This is a genomic window from Streptomyces griseofuscus, from assembly GCF_014673495.1.
Taxonomy (GTDB): domain Bacteria; phylum Actinomycetota; class Actinomycetes; order Streptomycetales; family Streptomycetaceae; genus Streptomyces; species Streptomyces murinus.
The window spans coordinates 8653454-8670148 of the sequence record NZ_CP051006.1 but is presented as its reverse complement, the minus strand read 5'-3'; the positions used below and the strand labels follow the sequence as shown (position 1 = coordinate 8670148).

Annotated in this window: 14 protein-coding genes and 4 pseudogenes; 11 read left to right on the top strand and 7 right to left on the bottom strand. The window is 69.3% G+C overall.

The window, feature by feature from the left end; genetic code table 11:
• Nucleotides 1-6 precede the first annotated feature (6 nt).
• The 5 genes from HEP81_RS38960 (at nt 7) to HEP81_RS38940 (ending at nt 4546) form a co-directional block, all read left to right on the top strand.
• Nucleotides 7-1110: a fatty acid desaturase gene (locus HEP81_RS38960; protein WP_037661853.1), complete on the top strand. Its 1104-nt coding sequence runs from the start codon at nt 7-9 to the stop codon at nt 1108-1110.
• Entirely contained in the window at nt 1107-2006 is a 900-nt protein-coding gene (locus HEP81_RS38955; RefSeq protein WP_190276084.1) for an alpha/beta fold hydrolase, read from the top strand. Before HEP81_RS38960 ends, HEP81_RS38955 begins: the two co-directional genes overlap by 4 nt.
• Nucleotides 2003-2185, top strand: coding sequence for a rubredoxin (locus HEP81_RS38950; protein ID WP_190276083.1), 183 nt, complete (start codon nt 2003-2005; stop codon nt 2183-2185). The genes HEP81_RS38955 and HEP81_RS38950 overlap by 4 nt, the downstream gene beginning before the upstream one ends.
• Before the next feature lie 842 nt (nt 2186-3027).
• On the top strand, nt 3028-3384 hold the full coding sequence (locus tag HEP81_RS41980) for a maleylpyruvate isomerase N-terminal domain-containing protein (RefSeq protein ID WP_338058778.1): 357 nt from the start codon (nt 3028-3030) through the stop codon (nt 3382-3384).
• 280 nt (nt 3385-3664) lie between these two features.
• The gene (locus tag HEP81_RS38940) at nt 3665-4546 is read left to right on the top strand and encodes a GNAT family N-acetyltransferase (RefSeq protein WP_037664643.1); all 882 of its coding nucleotides are present in this window, start codon (nt 3665-3667) and stop codon (nt 4544-4546) included.
• A 94-nt stretch (nt 4547-4640) separates the two neighbouring features.
• Here HEP81_RS38940 and HEP81_RS42825 read toward each other — a convergent pair.
• Nucleotides 4641-5130 (bottom strand): annotated as a pseudogene (locus tag HEP81_RS42825) (hypothetical protein); the annotation flags it as partial.
• A gap of 585 nt (nt 5131-5715) precedes the next feature.
• On the opposite strand from HEP81_RS42825, the gene HEP81_RS38930 reads away from it, so the two are divergent.
• From HEP81_RS38930 to HEP81_RS41975, 3 genes and pseudogenes are all read left to right on the top strand, one after another.
• A complete protein-coding gene (locus HEP81_RS38930) occupies nt 5716-6930 on the top strand; it encodes an IS110 family RNA-guided transposase (RefSeq protein WP_037664750.1) in 1215 nt (404 codons plus the stop codon).
• 153 nt (nt 6931-7083) lie between these two features.
• Nucleotides 7084-7323 (top strand): hypothetical protein, encoded by a 240-nt coding sequence (locus HEP81_RS38925; protein WP_157854665.1) that lies wholly within the window; start codon nt 7084-7086, stop codon nt 7321-7323.
• A 505-nt stretch (nt 7324-7828) separates the two neighbouring features.
• A pseudogene (locus HEP81_RS41975) lies at nt 7829-8245 on the top strand (IS110 family transposase); the annotation flags it as partial.
• Nucleotides 8246-8749: 504 nt separating this feature from the next.
• Here the strand turns inward: HEP81_RS41975 and HEP81_RS38920 are convergent.
• Complete coding sequence (locus HEP81_RS38920; protein ID WP_037663626.1) at nt 8750-9913, bottom strand: metallophosphoesterase family protein; 1164 nt, start codon at nt 9911-9913, stop codon at nt 8750-8752.
• A gap of 194 nt (nt 9914-10107) precedes the next feature.
• The gene (locus HEP81_RS38915; protein ID WP_051850706.1) at nt 10108-10743 is read right to left on the bottom strand and encodes a TetR/AcrR family transcriptional regulator; all 636 of its coding nucleotides are present in this window, start codon (nt 10741-10743) and stop codon (nt 10108-10110) included.
• Between the two features lie 101 nt (nt 10744-10844).
• Between HEP81_RS38915 and HEP81_RS38910 the strand changes: the two genes are divergently transcribed.
• Complete coding sequence (locus HEP81_RS38910; protein ID WP_037663629.1) at nt 10845-11288, top strand: nuclear transport factor 2 family protein; 444 nt, start codon at nt 10845-10847, stop codon at nt 11286-11288.
• A gap of 56 nt (nt 11289-11344) precedes the next feature.
• Here HEP81_RS38910 and HEP81_RS41970 read toward each other — a convergent pair.
• From HEP81_RS41970 to HEP81_RS38895, 4 genes and pseudogenes are all read right to left on the bottom strand, one after another.
• Nucleotides 11345-11557, bottom strand: a pseudogene (locus tag HEP81_RS41970) (IS701 family transposase); the annotation flags it as partial.
• 559 nt (nt 11558-12116) lie between these two features.
• Nucleotides 12117-12710, bottom strand: a complete 594-nt coding sequence (locus HEP81_RS38905; RefSeq protein ID WP_051850702.1) for a hypothetical protein — start codon at nt 12708-12710, stop codon at nt 12117-12119.
• A 111-nt stretch (nt 12711-12821) separates the two neighbouring features.
• A pseudogene (locus tag HEP81_RS38900) lies at nt 12822-14092 on the bottom strand (IS701 family transposase).
• A 112-nt stretch (nt 14093-14204) separates the two neighbouring features.
• Nucleotides 14205-14474 carry a hypothetical protein gene (locus tag HEP81_RS38895; RefSeq protein ID WP_157854666.1) on the bottom strand — a complete coding sequence of 90 codons (270 nt, stop codon included), beginning with the start codon at nt 14472-14474 and terminating at the stop codon, nt 14205-14207.
• 184 nt (nt 14475-14658) lie between these two features.
• Here HEP81_RS38895 and HEP81_RS40965 point away from each other — a divergent pair, with 184 nt between their 5' ends.
• Together HEP81_RS40965 and HEP81_RS40960 are read left to right on the top strand one after the other, a co-directional pair.
• On the top strand, nt 14659-15810 hold the full coding sequence (locus tag HEP81_RS40965) for a P-loop NTPase family protein (RefSeq protein WP_051850703.1): 1152 nt from the start codon (nt 14659-14661) through the stop codon (nt 15808-15810).
• Nucleotides 15756-16658: a hypothetical protein gene (locus HEP81_RS40960; RefSeq protein WP_207748339.1), complete on the top strand. Its 903-nt coding sequence runs from the start codon at nt 15756-15758 to the stop codon at nt 16656-16658. Before HEP81_RS40965 ends, HEP81_RS40960 begins: the two co-directional genes overlap by 55 nt.
• Nucleotides 16659-16695: the final 37 nt, after the last annotated feature.

Below are 16695 nucleotides of genomic sequence, written 5' to 3'. Positions count from 1 at the left end.
ACCACCATGGGGGCATTCGACTTCCCTTCGGCACCGCAGGACAACTTCCGGGCCTTTATGCGCCAGGCGGAACAGCTGGAGGGGGAACGCCTGGCCGGCGCGATACCCAAGGAGTACTTCGAACCGCGCGTCAGCCGCGGCCTGATCGGGTTCGCGGTCAGCTGGCTGCTGTACGCGGGCGCGATCGTGGGCGTGGCGTACGCGCCGAGCCCGCTGCTGTGGATCCCGCTGTGGATCGTGGCCGGACTCGGCGGCTGGGGGCTGCACTGCATCGCCCACGACTGCGGACACGGCTCGTTCTCGCGTTCACGCAGGTTCAACTACGCGATCGGGCACATCTCCCTGCTGCCGCTGATCTACCCCTTCCACGCCTGGCGGCACGTCCACAACATGCACCACTCCAGCACCAACCACCTGGAGTTCGACACCGACTGGCGCCCCATACCCGCCGGCATGTTCGAGCGGATGTCGCTGTGGGACAAGACGGTGTACGTCTCCACGCGTACGTGGGCGTTCTGGGGCGGCACCATCAACTACTGGGCCGAATCCGCCCTGCGCCCCGGCTTCTTCCCCAAGGCCGGCCAGCGGCGCGAGGTACGGCGCTCCATGCTGTTCGTCGCCGCGGTGGCCCTGCCCTACGCGGCCGTGCTGGTGTACTTCACCGGCTTCACCGGACTGCTGATCTACTTCGTCGCCCCCTGGATCGCCACCCACGCCTGGTTCAGCGCCACCACCCTCATGCACCACAGCGCCAGCGACATCCCCTACCTGACCGCCGAGTACTGGACCCGCAACGCCAGCCGGCTGCTGGTGACCACCGACTACGTCTACCCGCGCTGGCTGCTGTTCCTCACCCACAACATCTCCATCCACACCGCCCACCACGTCGCCCCCGTCATCCCCTACTACAACCTGCCCAAGGCCCAGGAGACACTGAAGGCCCGCTACCCGGGAATGGTCCGCGAACGCCGGTTCTCCTTCGGGCAGATGTGGGACATCGTCCGCCACCTCCACTTCTACGACACCGAGTCCGGGTACTACGCCGACCTCGCCCGCAACAAGGTCGAACCGAAGACAGCCCTGCCCTCGGCCGCGAAGGGCACCCCGTGACCAGCCGGTGGCTGCGCCGCCACGCACACCGCACAGCAGGCGCACTGGCACCCCGGCTGGCAGCACGCTGGGCCACCGACGTGTTCTCCAGCACCCGCACCTACGGACTGCGCCCCGACGACGTCCTGCCACTGGGCGCGGTCCCCTTCACCGTCCACGGCGACCAGAACGTCACCGACGGCTTCCTGTGGAACGAGAACGCCACCCAGGGCAGCGCCCTCCTCGTCCACGGATGGGCCGCCAACAGCAGCAGCATGCACTCCCTCGTCCCCCCACTGCGCGCCCAGGGCCTGCGCGTCGCCGCCTTCGACGGACCCGCCCACGGAGTCCGCAAAGGCGACCAGGCCACCATGACCCAGTACACCCACGCCACCGGCGCCGTCCTGGACACACTCGGCGACGTGCGGGTGGTCGTGGCGCACTCGCTGGGGTCCATCGCCGCGATCGCCGCCATCGCACAGCACACCGGACACCAGCCCGAATGCGCGGTCCTCATCGCCCCACCCGCCACACTCGGCAACGTCCTCGAACGCTGGGACGGCGGCGGGCTGCGCCTGACTCCCCCGCTGGTCCAGGGGATCTACCACGAACTGCACCACCGCAACGGCGTCCCCGTCAGCCACTGGGACCTGACCGCGCTCGGCGCCGCACTCGACCTGCCCACGCTCATCCTCCACGACCCAGGCGACCCCATGGTCCCCTACGAAGACGCCCGCACCGTCACCGCCAGCCTGAAAAACGCCCAACTCACCGACGCCGACGGCGGCCACATGGGCATCCTCATGTCCCGCACCACCGCCGCCCACCTCACCCACTTCACCACCGAACACCTCACCGCCCCCCACGGCCCGCACACGCACCTGCACACGCACACGCACCACGAAGGAATCGCATGAACGACACCCCCGGCAAACGCGCCTGGATGTGCCTGCTGTGCGGCTGGGTCTACTACGAAACCCTCGGCCTCCCCGAAGAAGGCATCCCCCCCGGCACCCCCTGGGAAAACATCCCCGACACCTGGCAATGCCCCACCTGCGGAGCAAGCAAGGAAGACTTCGTCATGGAACAACTCTGAACATCTGCCCCCCACACCCCCACACGACTCTGGCACCACCGCAGAGGGGAACCCGAAAAGACGACTCCAACACCCCTCACAAGAAGGCCCCCCCGGAAAGACCCAGGAGGAGGGGGAGGGCGGGGGCCGGAGGGCAGGGACGAAAGCCCGGGATACGGATCGGACAGGCCACGCGGGCGAACGCCCCGCAAAGGCTGACGGCCCGAGGCCCGGAGCGAAGCCAGGAGCCAGGGTCCCGGGCCCGAGGGCTCAGGCCCGGGACCAGGGCCAGGGCCAGGGCCAGGGACTAGAACCAAGGCCGGGGCTCAGGTTCGGGGGCGAAGGAGCCGTAGACAAGGGCCTGGGTTGAAGGACGAGGGCGCGCGGGCCGTATCCGGGAGACCGCGGGGGCCGGCCGGCCAAAGAGGGGCGGCCCCTGTCCAGGTGTTCACGATGCCCCAGGCGAAGCCCACCGGCGGCCCCGCCCCCCGGGCAGGCAAGCTGTGCACCCCGGCCAGCCCGCCCGCGCCTCCCCTCCCCCGGCACCCGAACCCACGGGCAGGCAGCCACACTTCGACCGCCCCAGGCGTCGAGCGTTGCTTGAGGTTCGGTCCGCCGGTAGAGACGCGCGTAGCCGATGAGGATCGCGGTGCGCCCGGCGTGTCCAGCGCCCAGGAGGCCGGACCCGCCGAGCCCGAAAAGGGCTGTTCACACCCAAGATTCCTGGCAGAAGTCTGCCAGTGAGGCTTCCTCCACGGTGGCCGGACGGGCCGAGTGCCGTCGCCGCTGCCCGGGTCGAAGCGCGACGCTGCGTCAGCGCGCAGGCCGACGCCTGCGCGATCTCGTCTTCCACTGTCTGAGCGATAGCCGGCGAGGGCCGGTGGCGTTGCACACGCCCGCCACGTGGCCGCTTCGACGCATCGCGCGCGTCGTACCTGGAGACAGCCTCGGCCCTCGTCACAGCTGCCGAGGACGTCGATCCCCGGTTCGTGGTCGGCACCCAGGGGCATGTGCTCAGCAGCGGCGACTGGATGCGGACACTCGCCGTCGAGGCCACGGTCCACCACCTCGACCTCGTGGCGCACCTGCCAACGGCCCTACAGCCCGCAAAAGATGGCCTGGCATGCGTACGGGCCACCCTCGACGCTCTGCTGGACCGCTCCCGCTGGACTGGAGCGACCGGCACTACGCACGAGCGGCCACCGGCCGGCTACCGCTGACCGCCGTCGAGAGGGAACGACTCGGCGATGACGCCGATCGCTTCCCGCTCTTCGGCCAGAGCGTGCGGCGAAGCGGATCACGAGTGGCGGTGACCGGACGCCCGCACCGCCCCTCGTTAACCCTTTGCAAAGGAGCCGACCGGCCAGCTAGGTTCTCCCAGCCGTCCGGTGTCGTCAGGGACCGGCGATGTCGACGAGGAGGTGTGGAGCACATGCGCAGGAGTGCCCAGCAGTTGAGCCCGCGTACCGACCTTCGCCACTTCCTCACCACGGAGACACCTTGTCGTCTCGCATCACTGCCCTGACCGACCCCATTCACGGGCCGAACAGCCGGCGCCTCGCATGGCTGGCATCCGACGCCGATTCCGTCCCCCTCGGGACCGCCTTTCTCCGCCTGTTCAACAGTCCAGGGCAGGAACACCTGACCGAACTGAACCTCGCTGTCCATCCCGCGGAACGACGCCGGCACGTCGGCTCGCAGCTCCTCGACACCGCCGTCGCCGCTGCCCGGGCCGACGCCCGACGCTGCGTCATCGCGCAGGCAGACGCCGGATCTCCGGGCGACCACTTCCTGCCGGCACACGGCTTCAGGAAGGTCCTCACCCTGAGGTACTCCCGCTTGCCCCTGGCCGATGTGGACACCACCGCCCTCGCCCGCATCATCGAGCGCGCGCATCCCGGCTACCGGCTGACGTCATGGAACAAGACCGTGCCCGACCACCTCGCCGAGACGTTCGCCGCCTCGCGTCGCGCCATGGACGACATGCCCATGGACGACACCGACTACGGCACGGTCACCTGGGACGTGGACCGTGTCAGGGCCGCGGCCAAGGCCGTCGAACAGCGCGGCGACCACCTGCACACCGTCGCGGCCGTCGACACGTCCGACGGCTCCATCGCCGGGTTCACCGAGTTGGTCGTTCCCGGTGACGGCAGAGGCGACGGCCAGCACTACGGCACCGGCGTACTGCCCGAGCACCGTGGACACGGCCTCGGCCGATGGATGAAGGCCGAATCGATCCGACATGCCCACCAGCACCACCCCGACCTCGGCGGCCTCCTGACCGACACCGCCGACAGCAACACCCACATGAGGCAGATCAACGACAGCCTCGGTTACACACCCACCCACACCACCCACCAATACCAACTCGACCTCTGACAACCCACAGACGGGCCGGACCCGGACACCACCCCGTCCGGCCCGTTCCCGCTCGCGACACCAACGTGCCGTGCGCGCACGACCGGTTTCGATCCACGAGCTTGCGCCCGTGCGAGTACAGCGGAAGATCGGTGATGGCCACGACGATGTCCCAATGCTCCGCATGCCTGCGGTCCATGATCCGGCGCCTCGACGTGGACAGCTCCTCGGTCCCCGCAGTGAAGGGCTCACTGATCACTGATCACCTCTACGTCGAACTGTCGCCCCTGGTCCGACTTGTCGGCGAGCCGAGCAGGAAGTATCCGCGCCATGCGCTGCGCGACTTCCGTCGGCGCGTCCGGATCCGCCAGGAGAGCCACGACCGTAGCGCTCTGCGACGACTCCTTCATGACCGGAACCTCCTCGTCGGCTGTTCCGGCGCTCACGAGTGCTCTCAGGACCCCTCTGAGACGACATCGTCGCTCCCTGACACGCTGCCCCTGGTCGGCAGGCAAACTGGGACATGGTGGCACCTCGGCGTCCACGTCCGCCGCCACGACCAGCGCCGCACACTCGGCACGCGCCGCGCCACCGAACCGGCACATCATTCGCGGCCAGCTGCATGATCCACACCTTGTCGTGCGGGATCCCTCTCTCGCGGACGGGCTGAGCCGCTTCCTTGACCTCGCCGGTGTCGGCCGCCACGTATTTGAACGCCGTCCGCCCCTCCCGCGCCAGCCCGGCGACGAGCACGCCCGAGCTCTGGAAGCCGAACTGAGCTGACCGAGCCCGCACCGGAGCGGTGGATGGGCCAGGAGAACGCCCACGTCCTTGCAGTCCGGACAGGGCGCCCTCCTGGGACACCTGTATGACTGATTCCCCTACCAGTCACGGCCACCCCGGGCCGTGTGCCACTCTCTCTCTCCCCCCGTTATGTTTTTCGCGGTCCTGCAATGGGGCCGCTGGCCTCCGGGCCCGGTATGACTGTGTCCCCTCTGTCGAACGAATGACCTGGGGGGTGGTGTCGCCGGGCCCGGGAGGTGCCGTCGGAGACGCTGATGAGAGACCCGGCCACCGCCCGGCCCGGCGCAATGCCGGGCAGTTCGCGGGCGGCAGGTCTGCATAACGTGGATGCGCGAGCACGGTGCCACCGCCGAGGCCGGCGCGGTCAACACCTCTGGAGTCGTGCGATGTTAGACACCGAAGACATAGGCGTCTTCCTCGGGTTGGACGTCGGCAAGACAGCCCACCATGGCCACGGGCTCACGCCGGCCGGGAAGAAGGTCTTCGACAAGCCGATGCCCAACAGCGAACCGAAGCTGCGGGCCGTGTTCGACAAACTCAAGGCCAAGTTCGGCACTGTCCTGGTGATCGTGGACCAGCCCGCCTCGATCGGCGCCCTGCCCCTGACCGTCGCCCGCGATGCGGACTGCGAGGTCGCCTACCTGCCCGGACTCGCGATGCGACGGATCGCCGACCTCTATCCGGGAGAGGCGAAAACCGACGCGAAGGACGCGGCCGTCATCGCGGACGCCGCCCGGACGATGCCTCACACTCTGCGGTCGCTGGAGCTGACCGACGAGATCACTGCCGAGCTCACGGTGCTGACCGGCTTCGACCAGGACCTCGCCGCCGAAGCCACCCGAACCTCCAACCGGATCCGCGGCCTGCTCACCCAGTTCCACCCCAGCCTTGAGCGCGTGCTCGGCCCGAGACTGGACCACGCCGCCGTCACCTGGCTCCTCGAGCGATACGGATCCCCGGCCGCACTACGGAAGGCCGGCCGTCGCAGACTCGTCGAGGTGATCCGGCCCAAGGCCCCTCGCATGGCCGCCCGGCTGATCGACGACGTCTTCACCGCACTCGACGAGCAGACCGTCGTGGTCCCGGGAACCGGCACCCTCGACGTGGTCATCCCGTCGCTGGCCCGCTCGCTGGCCGCGGTCCACGACCAGCGCCGGGCCCTGGAAGCCCAGATCAACAGTCTGCTGGAGGCTCACCCTCTTCACCAGGTCCTGACTTCGATGCCGGGAGTCGGAGTCAGGACCGCCGCCGTCCTGCTGGTCACCGTCGGCGACGGCACCAGCTTCGCCAGTGCCGCCCACCTCGCCTCCTACGCCGGCCTCGCCCCCACGACCAGGTCGTCGGGAACCTCGATTCATGGCGAGCACGCACCACGAGGAGGAAACAGACAGCTCAAACGCGCAATGTTCCTCTCCGCCTTCGCCTGCATGAACGCCGACCCGGCATCGCGCACCTACTACGACCGGCAAAGAGCCCGCGGCAAAACCCACACCCAGGCCCTCCTCCGACTCGCCCGCCAACGCATCAGCGTCCTGTTCGCCATGCTCCGCGACGGCACCTTCTACGAATCCCGGACCCCCGACGTCACTCTCGCCGCATGACCGCCCCAAACACCCGCATACCAGGCACCACGTCCTTGACGAAGGACATAGAGACACCCCCCCCCCCCGCACGGACGACCTTGGTCAGCCGGCAGGAGGCCGGCTGTCCCGCGGATGTGGCTTTCTTACGGGTCGTGGTGGTCGGCCAGGGCTATGTGCGTCTTCCGCTGGCGTTACGCGCCGCTCAGATGGCCATCGCGTGGTGGGGCTGACATTGATGCGCAACGGGCCGAGGACCTGGCCTGCGGCAGTTCGCCGGTCGAGGACATCACCGCGGCGCAGTTGGGGCCGCTGCTGCGTGACGGCACTTACCAACCCACCGCGACGCCGGACGACGCGGCCGGGTTCGACGTGGCGGTGATCGCGGGGCCGACGCACTGCACGACGAGGTGATCGCGGCCGGCCGGACCTTGGGCCGCTACCTGCACGAGGGGGCGTTGGTGGTACTGGAGTCCACCAGCTACCTGGGCACGACCCGGACCGTCCTGGGCTCGGTGCTCGAGGAGGTCTTCGGGCTGCGGATGGGGAGCCAGTTCGCCCTGGGTTTCAGTCCGGGTCCGGAACGAAGCCGCCGTCTTCTTCGCGCCCTTCCCGCCGCCCGTCTTCTTCGCCGCCTGCGCCCGCTTGGTCGCCTCGCGCTGCGCCTTGCCGGGCCGCTTCTTCGGCTGCTGCCCGCATGCCGCCCTCGCGGCCTTCTGTGCCGGGGTCTGTCCCGCGCGCAGATCGTAGAGGCCGACGCGACGCGGGCGGCATGCGCTACGCGTGCACCGGATGGCCGGGGCGGTGGCGCGCGGGTGCGGACCGGCGCGGGCGGTGCGCTGAGTTGCGCGCCATGGAACGCACCCCCCACCCAGTGGGGCGCACCGAGTGGACTCCGCTCGCAGTGCGCTCCGCGATGGCCTCCGTTGATGCCCGCGACGCCTACGTCATCGCCGAAACCGCCCGTCACCGCAGCGACTTACCGCCATCGAGGTGCCTGCCCAGCTGGCCGCCGATCTCGCGATGCTGACCGCGCGCCGGTCGTACCTGGTGGCCGAGCGACAACCAGCTGCGTGACGTGCTCACCGGTGTCTTCCGGGCGCTGGAGCGTGCTTTCGACTCCTCCGTCCACAAGGGCGCGCTCGTCTTGCCGACCGGCTACCAGACTCCTGCCGCCCTCAGCCGCCGTGGCCGGGCGAGGCTGACGGCCTGGCTGGCCAACCGCAGCGTGCGCGATGCCGACACCGTCGCGGCCACAGCGATCGCAGCTGCTGGGGCCCAGCAGACCGCACTGCCCGGAGAGGACGTCGCCGCGCAGATCTTGGACGACCTGGCCAGACTCTGGCCGGACGCGTCTCGACTGCCGCTCCCGGTCGGTGCTGCTCGATGGCGTACCTGTCGAGTCTTTGCCCGCCCATGCGATCGCCGACTCGCTCACCCTCGTTGAAGCGGAGGAGTAGATCGCCGACGCGACCGTCGCCGAGAACCTCCGGCAGGCCGCCCCGGGCGCGGACGACGACACGCTTCGGGCCGCAGCTCCGGAACAGCAGCCACCGCGACGGGCCCTGGGCGGTGCGCTCTCACAGGGGCAACGACGCCGCTCTGCCGGACCGGCACGAGAACCTGATCCCCTTCGCCCCCACCCATGTCCTGCGGCTGAAGCCCACTTTCCAGGCGGCGACCGTCGAGTAGTCCGGCAGATTTCACCGCGGCCTCGCGGCATCTTCCCTGGCCAGGCGCCCCATGCCGCGTGTCTGGACATATGGTGGGCTCGACAGCGTCGCCGTGAGGCCGTCTCCCGTGCGTGTGCAGCCGGTGCCTGTTCCGCCCGGGCGGGGCGTCACTTGCAGGTGCCGCTCCCGGAGTCGCTGTACTTCAGCGCCGTGGAGTCGAAGCCGGGGCCGGGCAGGACGGGTTTGTAGTCCCAGCTGTAACTGTGGGGCTTGAGGGTGAGCTTCATGACGCCGAAGGCGCCGGCCTGGGCGGTGACCACATTGGGGTTGTCGTAGTCGCCGGGCGAGCCGGCGAGGGTGTCGAGGGCCTCGCCGCCGGAGCCCACGATGAACTCCGGGATGCCGTGGGCCGGGTCGGACTGGCCGGCGGGGTTCATCGGGCGCAGCCGGGCGTACGCGTGCTCGTGACCGTTGAGGATGAGCGTGGCGTGGTGCTGGTAGAGGAGCTTCCACCACGCGTCGGTCGCTGCGCCCTCCGCGCCGCCGGCGCCCGGCGCGGACGCGGGCACCGTGGCGGTCGAGGCCGTCGTGGCGCTGAAGGTCGCCTGGTGCCAGTACGCGATCGTGCACGGACGGTTGTTGGCGGCCAGGTCGTTCGAGAGCCACTGGGTTTCCTGGCCGAGGAGGCCGTTGTCCGTCGTGGAGCAGTCGTGTGTGAAGGCGTCGGAGTCGCACTCGGCGTTGAGCGAGATGATGTGCCAATTGCCGAGGTCGTAGGAGTACCACCCCTGGTTGTCGGCGGTGTCGTCGCCGGCCTGGCCCTGGGTGTTCGGCGTGCCGGCCTGGTCGTGGCCGTTGAAGTAGCCGAAGTAGCCGGCGCCGTTCTGCCCCTTCTCGTCGTCGCCCTTCTTCGTGTACGGGTAGTACTCGTGGTTGCCGGGCGCCGGACGCTCCAGCATCTTCAGTCCTCCCCATGCCTGCTCGAAGGATTTCTCGAAGTCGGTCAGCTTGCCGACCTGGTACTGCTCGTCGCCCAGCAGTGCCACGGCATCGGGGTGCATGTCCGTGGCCTGCTTTGCGGTGGCGAACTCGGCGCTCATGCCGCCCAGGGTGGGGCTGCCGCACTTGAGCGACGCCGGGGTGGCGGCGTTCTCGTCGTCGTCGGGCTCGCAGGCGATGTCGCCGACAGCCGCCAGGGTGTACGAGGCCGCGCTGTGGTGGGCGTAGGGCCAGTGGTTGTCGCTCTGGTTCGCGGCGGCGACGGCGGTGCCGGTGACCGCGAGGACGGCCAGGCCGACAGCTGCAGAGGAGACCTTGGTGGCGCGTCTCATGTGCGTGTCCTTCCAACTTCGGGAGTGATCAGCGCACGTTAGACAGCCCATCCGGCGAGTTGGTACCAACACGTTCTGACGGCCGTGTGAACTCCGTGCGAACCTCGGTGACGCGTCTAGGGTCCGTACTCCAGCCGTAGATCGTGATCCTTACGGTTTCAGGCTGCCCGGAGCGTAGGCTGTCCGCTCCGCTTTCAGGGGCGGCAATGTCCGTGCGGCGAGGGTCCTTCAACGCTCCCGGTGCACGCCTTCAGCCCGTCGCGGACGACCGCGCGGGCGCGCTTCGCTGACTCCGGGTGGCCGTCCAGGTGCTCCAACATGCGGCAGGTGCCCACCAGGATCGCCGTCAGCTCCGGTACCTCCAGGTCCCGTCGCACCACGCCAGCCCGCTGGGCGCCATCGAGGAGCGCGATAAGCACCTGGCCCAGGGCACGTCCAGCCTCGGAGGTGGCGGCCCGGACATCGACTCCCGCGTCCGCGAGCGCCGCAGCGAAGGCATTCCTAACCGGAGACTGATCCAGCACCAGGTCGAAGAACGCGAAGAGAGCGTCCGTTGGGCCTATCTCGGCCGCCAAACGCCGTCCCTCCTCGGCCAGCCGTTCCAATCGCCGGACGAGCACCGCTTCCAACAGGGCTTCCTTGGTGGGGAAATGCCGGAACACGGTGGCGATTCCGACGTTCGCATGGCGGGCGATCTCCTCCGTGGACGCGCCGGTGCCCCGCGCGGTGAAGACCGCCTCAGCGACCTCCAGCAGCCGCGCGCGGTTTCGCCGTGCGTCGGCGCGCAAGGGCTTCGCGCCCGCGACGGGGGGAGTCTGATCAGTCGTCAAGTGGGCCTCACTATGCCTGGACAAACGGAGTCACGTATCCGTATCGTTCGGAAACGGAGTCACCTATCCGATTATAGGTGGCAGGGTCACGGAGGTCAGCCATGTCTGCACCAACTACGCCGCAGGAGATCTTCGGGCGGTTGATCGGTCTCATCTCTGCGGGCAAGTGGGGCGAACTCACTGAACTCTACGCGGAGGACGCCGAGGTGGAGATCGTCTTCTCGCCGGTTCCCCCACGCCGTATCCACGGCCGAGCCGAACTCCGTAAGCGCTTCGCCGCCCTGGAGGCCGCCGACGCGATCCGCCTGCGCGCCGAGAACATCCACGTCCACAAGACCGACGACCCCGAGGTCGTGATCGCGGAGTTCGACTACGAGGGCCTGTACCCCGACACCGGCCGCACCTTCCGTACCGCCAACATCCAGGTCCTGCGCATCAGGGACGGCTTGATCGTCGAGACCCGCGACTTCCACGACCACCTCACCTTCGCCGCAGCGGACGGACGCGCGAGCCAGTTGCTCGCCGCGCTGGACCAGCAAGGGTGACTGATGCATGACCAGAGGTCGGGCTGCTGCGAGAGCAGAAAGCATGTGGCCCGTGATCACGCTGGGGCGGCAGCCTGACGACGGTAATGGCTTGCTCGGGATCGGGCCTGGTGGCGGCGTCTCCAGTGGGACCAGCGGAGCCGGTGGGCCGTGTCGTGGACGTGCTGGGCGATGAGCATAATGAACAGACGTGCGATCTCGCTGCAGGTAAGCGGGCTCAGATCGCCCGGCACGGGATGGCGGGCGCCTTCGTCGGCGCGGACGACCGCTGCCCTGGTGGCTCGTGGCCGTCACCGTGATCGTCGGTGTCGCAGTGGCTGGTCTTCTCGCGCTGGTCCAGACTCTCGTGCCCCAGGAGTCCTAGCACAAGCGGGACGTGCTGCTGGCGTGGATGCGGCACCGCGAGCGCCGGGCCCGCAAACGGCCCCCGGCCCAGCAGCACCACACGGCACGGCTACGGCAATGAGCGCCCGCCTGGCAAACAGGGGGGACGTGCTCGTAGCGCCCGGCTGCCCGCCCAGCGTCAGCTGGCGAGATCGGGGGGCCGCGTCGGCACTTACGCCGGCGCCGAGAGTCCGCCGTGAAGCCGGGGACGCCGGCGGCTGAGCGCCGAGTACGCCACAGGTCCGCAGTTCCTCCACGTCGGGCAGACGGACTCAAGAGAGGGCGTCGAGCAGGTCGCCCTGGGCGGCGCGGATGCTGTGCGGGGCCTGAGGGCCAGCACCAAGTGTGCGGCGGGCAGTCACGCGGTCGAGGTACGGGGGCTGCTGCACCATCAGCCCCCTTCGCTCTGAATTCGCGTGATGGCCCGTGATCACCTTACGGACATCAGCCGGCCTCGTCGCCGTAGGTGAAGGGGTATGCGACCGTGTAGTCCTCCACGGGCCTGGCCATGTCCGCGGCGTACGCGGCTCGTGCCTGCCGGTCCGCGTCGCTGATGTCCGGATGCACGGCGGGTGCCTGGGGTGCTGGCCAGAGCTGGATGAGGTGTCTTTCCCCGTGATCGCCGATGCCCGGCTCGAGGTCGTCAACATGGCAGTAGAGGCGCATGTGGACCCAGCCGCCGCTGTCGGCAGCCTCAGGTGCTTCGAGGGGCGGTTGGTCTTCGGGCCATGCGTCCCAGAAGTCGCCCTGCCCGATGGTGGCGAGGCAGAGCGTGGGGGTATCGGCGAGCAGGCTCATCTCCTCCGCCGGCTCCCAGCCATCCCCGGGTTCGGTATCGGGGGGGCTGTCGTGCGTCTGGACGGTCATCTGCAGGGGGCCGGTGTCGGTGGTGGGCAGGACGACAGCGGTGGCCGGTGTGGCCGGGCCACAGCGCCATCCGAACGGCATCTCGGAGGGGAAGTCGTAGTCGTCGTCGAAGCCGATGAGGTAGCCGTGTTCGCCGAGGTCGACGGTGAAGCTCACTTCGCGGATCAGCATGGGGATCCTCCTTCCACGGAGAGAGTGCCCCGCTCCCGGAGAGGTCGGGAGTGGGGCACCTGGGCCGGCGTGAGTTTAGGCGCGGTTAGTACTCCAGTGCGGTTTCGCGATCTAGGTGGATGAGGGCGCGGAGAGTCGCCGTCGGTAGTGGCTGCGGCGCGCTGAGGCCTGGTGGCTTCTGCGCCGGTGCGACCACTGCAGGAGCCTGCTGAGGGAGCTGGGGGGTGGGCTCAGCAGAGCGTCGACCAGGCGGCGGATCTCCGGGACGGTCAGGTCGAACGGTTCCCCGCTGCGGGCGGCGCGGTTCGGGTCCGCTGGTCTGCTCGGCCTCGCGTCGTCCACTGCGACGGCGAGGAACGCGAGGGCGAGCATGGCCAAGGTGATGTGCCGGTGCCAGGCGGTCCAGTTACGGACTTGGTAGTGGTCCAGGCCGACCTGGCCCTTGGCCGCCTGGAAGCACTCCTCGATGCTCCAGCGGGCCCCGGCGACCCGCACCAGCTCCGGAAGCGGCACGTTCCTTGGTGACCAGCAGACGTAGAAGGCGAGCTCACCAGTGGTGGGGTTGCGGCGGACGAGCAGGTGACGATGTTCGTCGGTTCCGGTGTGCACCCAGGCCCAGTCGTAGTAGCGCGGGCCCTTGGCACCGGAGCCGGCGCTGTGCCGGTGCCAGGCAGCGGCGGGCAGCCGGCGCGCGGCTTCGTCCGCGCGGATCGCGGTGCGGCCGGAGCTGATCCGGACCCTGGTCGCGCAGGAGACCGCCAGCACGTAGCCGACCCTGCGGGCCTCCAGGCCGGCTCGCAGGCTGGGGTCTTGCCCGTAGGCCTCGTCTCCGGTCACCCACGACGCGGCCGCTCCGGCGTCGAGGGCCGCCGCGATCATCTGGAGAGCCAGGCGGGGCTTGGTCACGAACACGACCTCTGCCGGAACACCGGCCAGGCGGCGCCGCTCGGGATCCTGGCACCAGGTCTGCTCAGGTAGGTAGAGCTGACGGCCCATCAACGCCCGTCCCCTGCTGGAGGCGTAGGCGAGGAAGACCCCGACTCGGCTGTTCTCGATCCGGTCGGCGGTGCCGGTGTACTGCCGCTGGACGCCCGCGGAGGCGCGGCCCTTCTCCAAGAAGCCCGTCTCGTCCACGACCAGGATGCCGTCGTCGGCGCCGAGGTGGTCGACGACGCAGCGGCGGACCTGGTCGCGCAGCGCGTCCGCGCGTCCCAGCGGGCAGTGCGGAGCAGTCGCTGCATCGCTCCGGGCCGGGCGTCCCCGGCGTGCTCGGCCAGCCGCCAGCAGTTCTTTCGCTCGGTGCCGGACAGCAGTCCAAGCAGGTAGGCGCGGGCAGCCGCACGCGGTTCCACCCGGCCGAACAGGCCGACGATGCGGGCCATGGCCTGGTCGAACAACTCCCGCCAGCGGACAGGGCCTTCGCCATGGCCCGCGGCCACCGCACGATCTTCAAGAGTCCACACAACCCTTGATCATCTCGCGGTGGCGCACCCGTCAGGCGTCGTAATCCTCGCCGTCGTCGCCCTGGACCCGGGTGTCCAGCACCCTCGCCATCTGGCACATCTTGGCGAGCCGCACGTCGCTCGGATGCTTGGCCGCGATCCGCCCATCCCGCCAGTACAGAGCCCCTCCGGGCTCCGTCTCCTCCGGGCTCACCACCAGCTCGGCGATCCATCGCCGCTCTCCGGGCCAGCCACCGTCAGGAATGACCATCACCAGGTCGGGATCGGCATGGTTCCATGATCGTCCGCCGCTGTACGTCATCGGGGGTTCTTGAGGATGCCGCTTGGGCTATGTGTCGAGTGCCCGAAACATGAGGGCCGGCGCCCCAACCCGGTCGCCGGAGTCGCGGGGGATAATCTGCCCTCTGGCCTGCGGCGATGATGGGGCGGGCGGTTACTGACGTCAGTGGGTCCGTCGCGGATTCTTCGAAGACAGAGGAGGCCGGATGCACTCGCTGGGTGCCAGGCTCAGCACTGCCCGGGCACGTGCTTTCGTGGGGCGTGAGATCGAACTGGACTGCTTCGGCAAAGCCCTGCGTGGGGACGTCGATGCGCCGTTCGTGTTCTGGCTGTTCGGGCCGGGCGGGATCGGGAAGTCGGCTTTGCTGCGGCGTCTTGGGGATCAGGCGCGGGCCGAGGGGCGGGTGCTGGTCGAGTTGGACGGCCGGTTCCTGGGACGAGACCCGGCGGACTTTGAGGATGCGGCGGACGCGTTCGTGAGCGTCCCGGGAACGGTGCTGTTCATCGACTCGTTCGAGCAATGCCAGTGGCTGGAGAGCCGTCTGTGGCAGCGTTTCCTGCCGCGGGCCGCTCCAGGGGCACTGGTGGTGTTGGCCGGGCGCCTCGCTCCGCTGCCGCAGTGGACAGCCGATCCGGCGTGGGCAGGCCTGCTGCAGGTCCGGGAGCTGCGGCCGCTCAGCGGTGGCGAGGCCGGGGCGTTGCTGGAGGCGGCATCGGTGCGGCCGGAGCGGCGGGACGCTGTGCTGCGTTTTGCTGGGGGCAATCCCCTGGCGTTGACCCTGGCGGCCGCAGCCGACTCCGCTGGGCGGGTGGGCAGTGAGTGGACCCCATCTGCCGAGGTGCTCCGCACGTTGGTGGCCGGACTGGTCGGAGAGGTCCCCTCAGCGGCTCATCGGCGAGCCCTTGAGGTGGCAGCGCAGGCTCACTCGACGACCGAGGAATTGCTCGCGGCAGTGCTCGCCGAGCAGGACGCGTCGGGGTTGTTCCAGTGGTTGCGTGAGCTGCCGTTCGTCGAATCGACGCCCTTGGGGCTGTATCCGCACGACGCTGCGCGGGAGACGTTGATGGCCGACCTGCGATGGCGGGCGCCCACCACGTTCCAGGCGATGCGGCAGCGTCTGGCGGAGGAGTACTTGGGTCTGTTGCGCGAGGCACGGCCGGAGCGGGTGCGGGCGGTCACCGGCGATCTGTTCTACCTGTTCCGGGACGTCCAGAAGTTGCAGCGGACGAGGGTGTGGGTCAGCGCCGAGGAAGACCTGTACGAGGATGTGCTTGAAATCGAGGCCACGGCCTGGTGCTGTCCATGGCCGAGCAGGCTGAGGGGCCACAATCGGCCGAGCTGGTGCGTTACTGGCTGACGCGGCAACCGCAGGGCTTCAGCGTTTTCCGGCTGATCTCCAGCGGGCGCATCGTCGCGTTCACCACGCGCCTGGTTCTGCCGGCCCCGCCGGACTTCACCGACACCGACACCGATCCGGTCGTGGCTGCGGCGTGGCGGTACAGCCAGGAGACCGCGCCGGTGAGGCCGGGCGAGCACATCGCCATGACCCGGTTCTCGATATATCCCGACCGCTACCAAGTTCCTTCCCGAGTCATCGACTTGAGCAACTCCAGGGTTCAGGCGGAAGCTATGCGGGCACGCGGGCGCGCGCACGGCTTCCTCGTCTACCACGACCACACGGCCTGGGCGGACCGGCTGCAGGGCGTCCTGGCCGATTCCGGCGTCCGCTGCGATGTCGGCGGCCGCGAGTACGGGCTGTTCACCATCGACTGGCGCAAGATCCCGGTGGAGAAGTGGATTCGGCACCTGATCGACGCCACCGAGATGCCGCCCCTGTCAGGCCCGTCCGGAACACCGCGCCCGGCCTTCGACCAGGCCGTCCGCGAGGCACTGCAACTGTGGCGGGACCCCGGCGCGTTCGCCGCCTGCGCCCTGCTGCGCACCCGCCTGGTGGCCGACTGCGACAACCCGGCGCAGGACCTGAAAGAGCTGCTGCAAGAGGCAGTTGAGGCGCTGGCCGGCGACCCGCGCGGTGTGCGGGCCAAGGAGGCCCTGGCGACCGCGTTCTTCTCGGGTGCGCCGACGCAGGAAGCCGCGGCGCGGCGTCTGGGCCTTCCCTACGGCACGTTCCGGCGGCACATGCGGCAGGGTCTGGACCTGCTGTGCGCGTCGCTGTGGGAGAGGGAGCTGTACGGCACGAACTGAGTCCTCCGGTGCTGGCCAAGTGGACAGGCGTGGACAG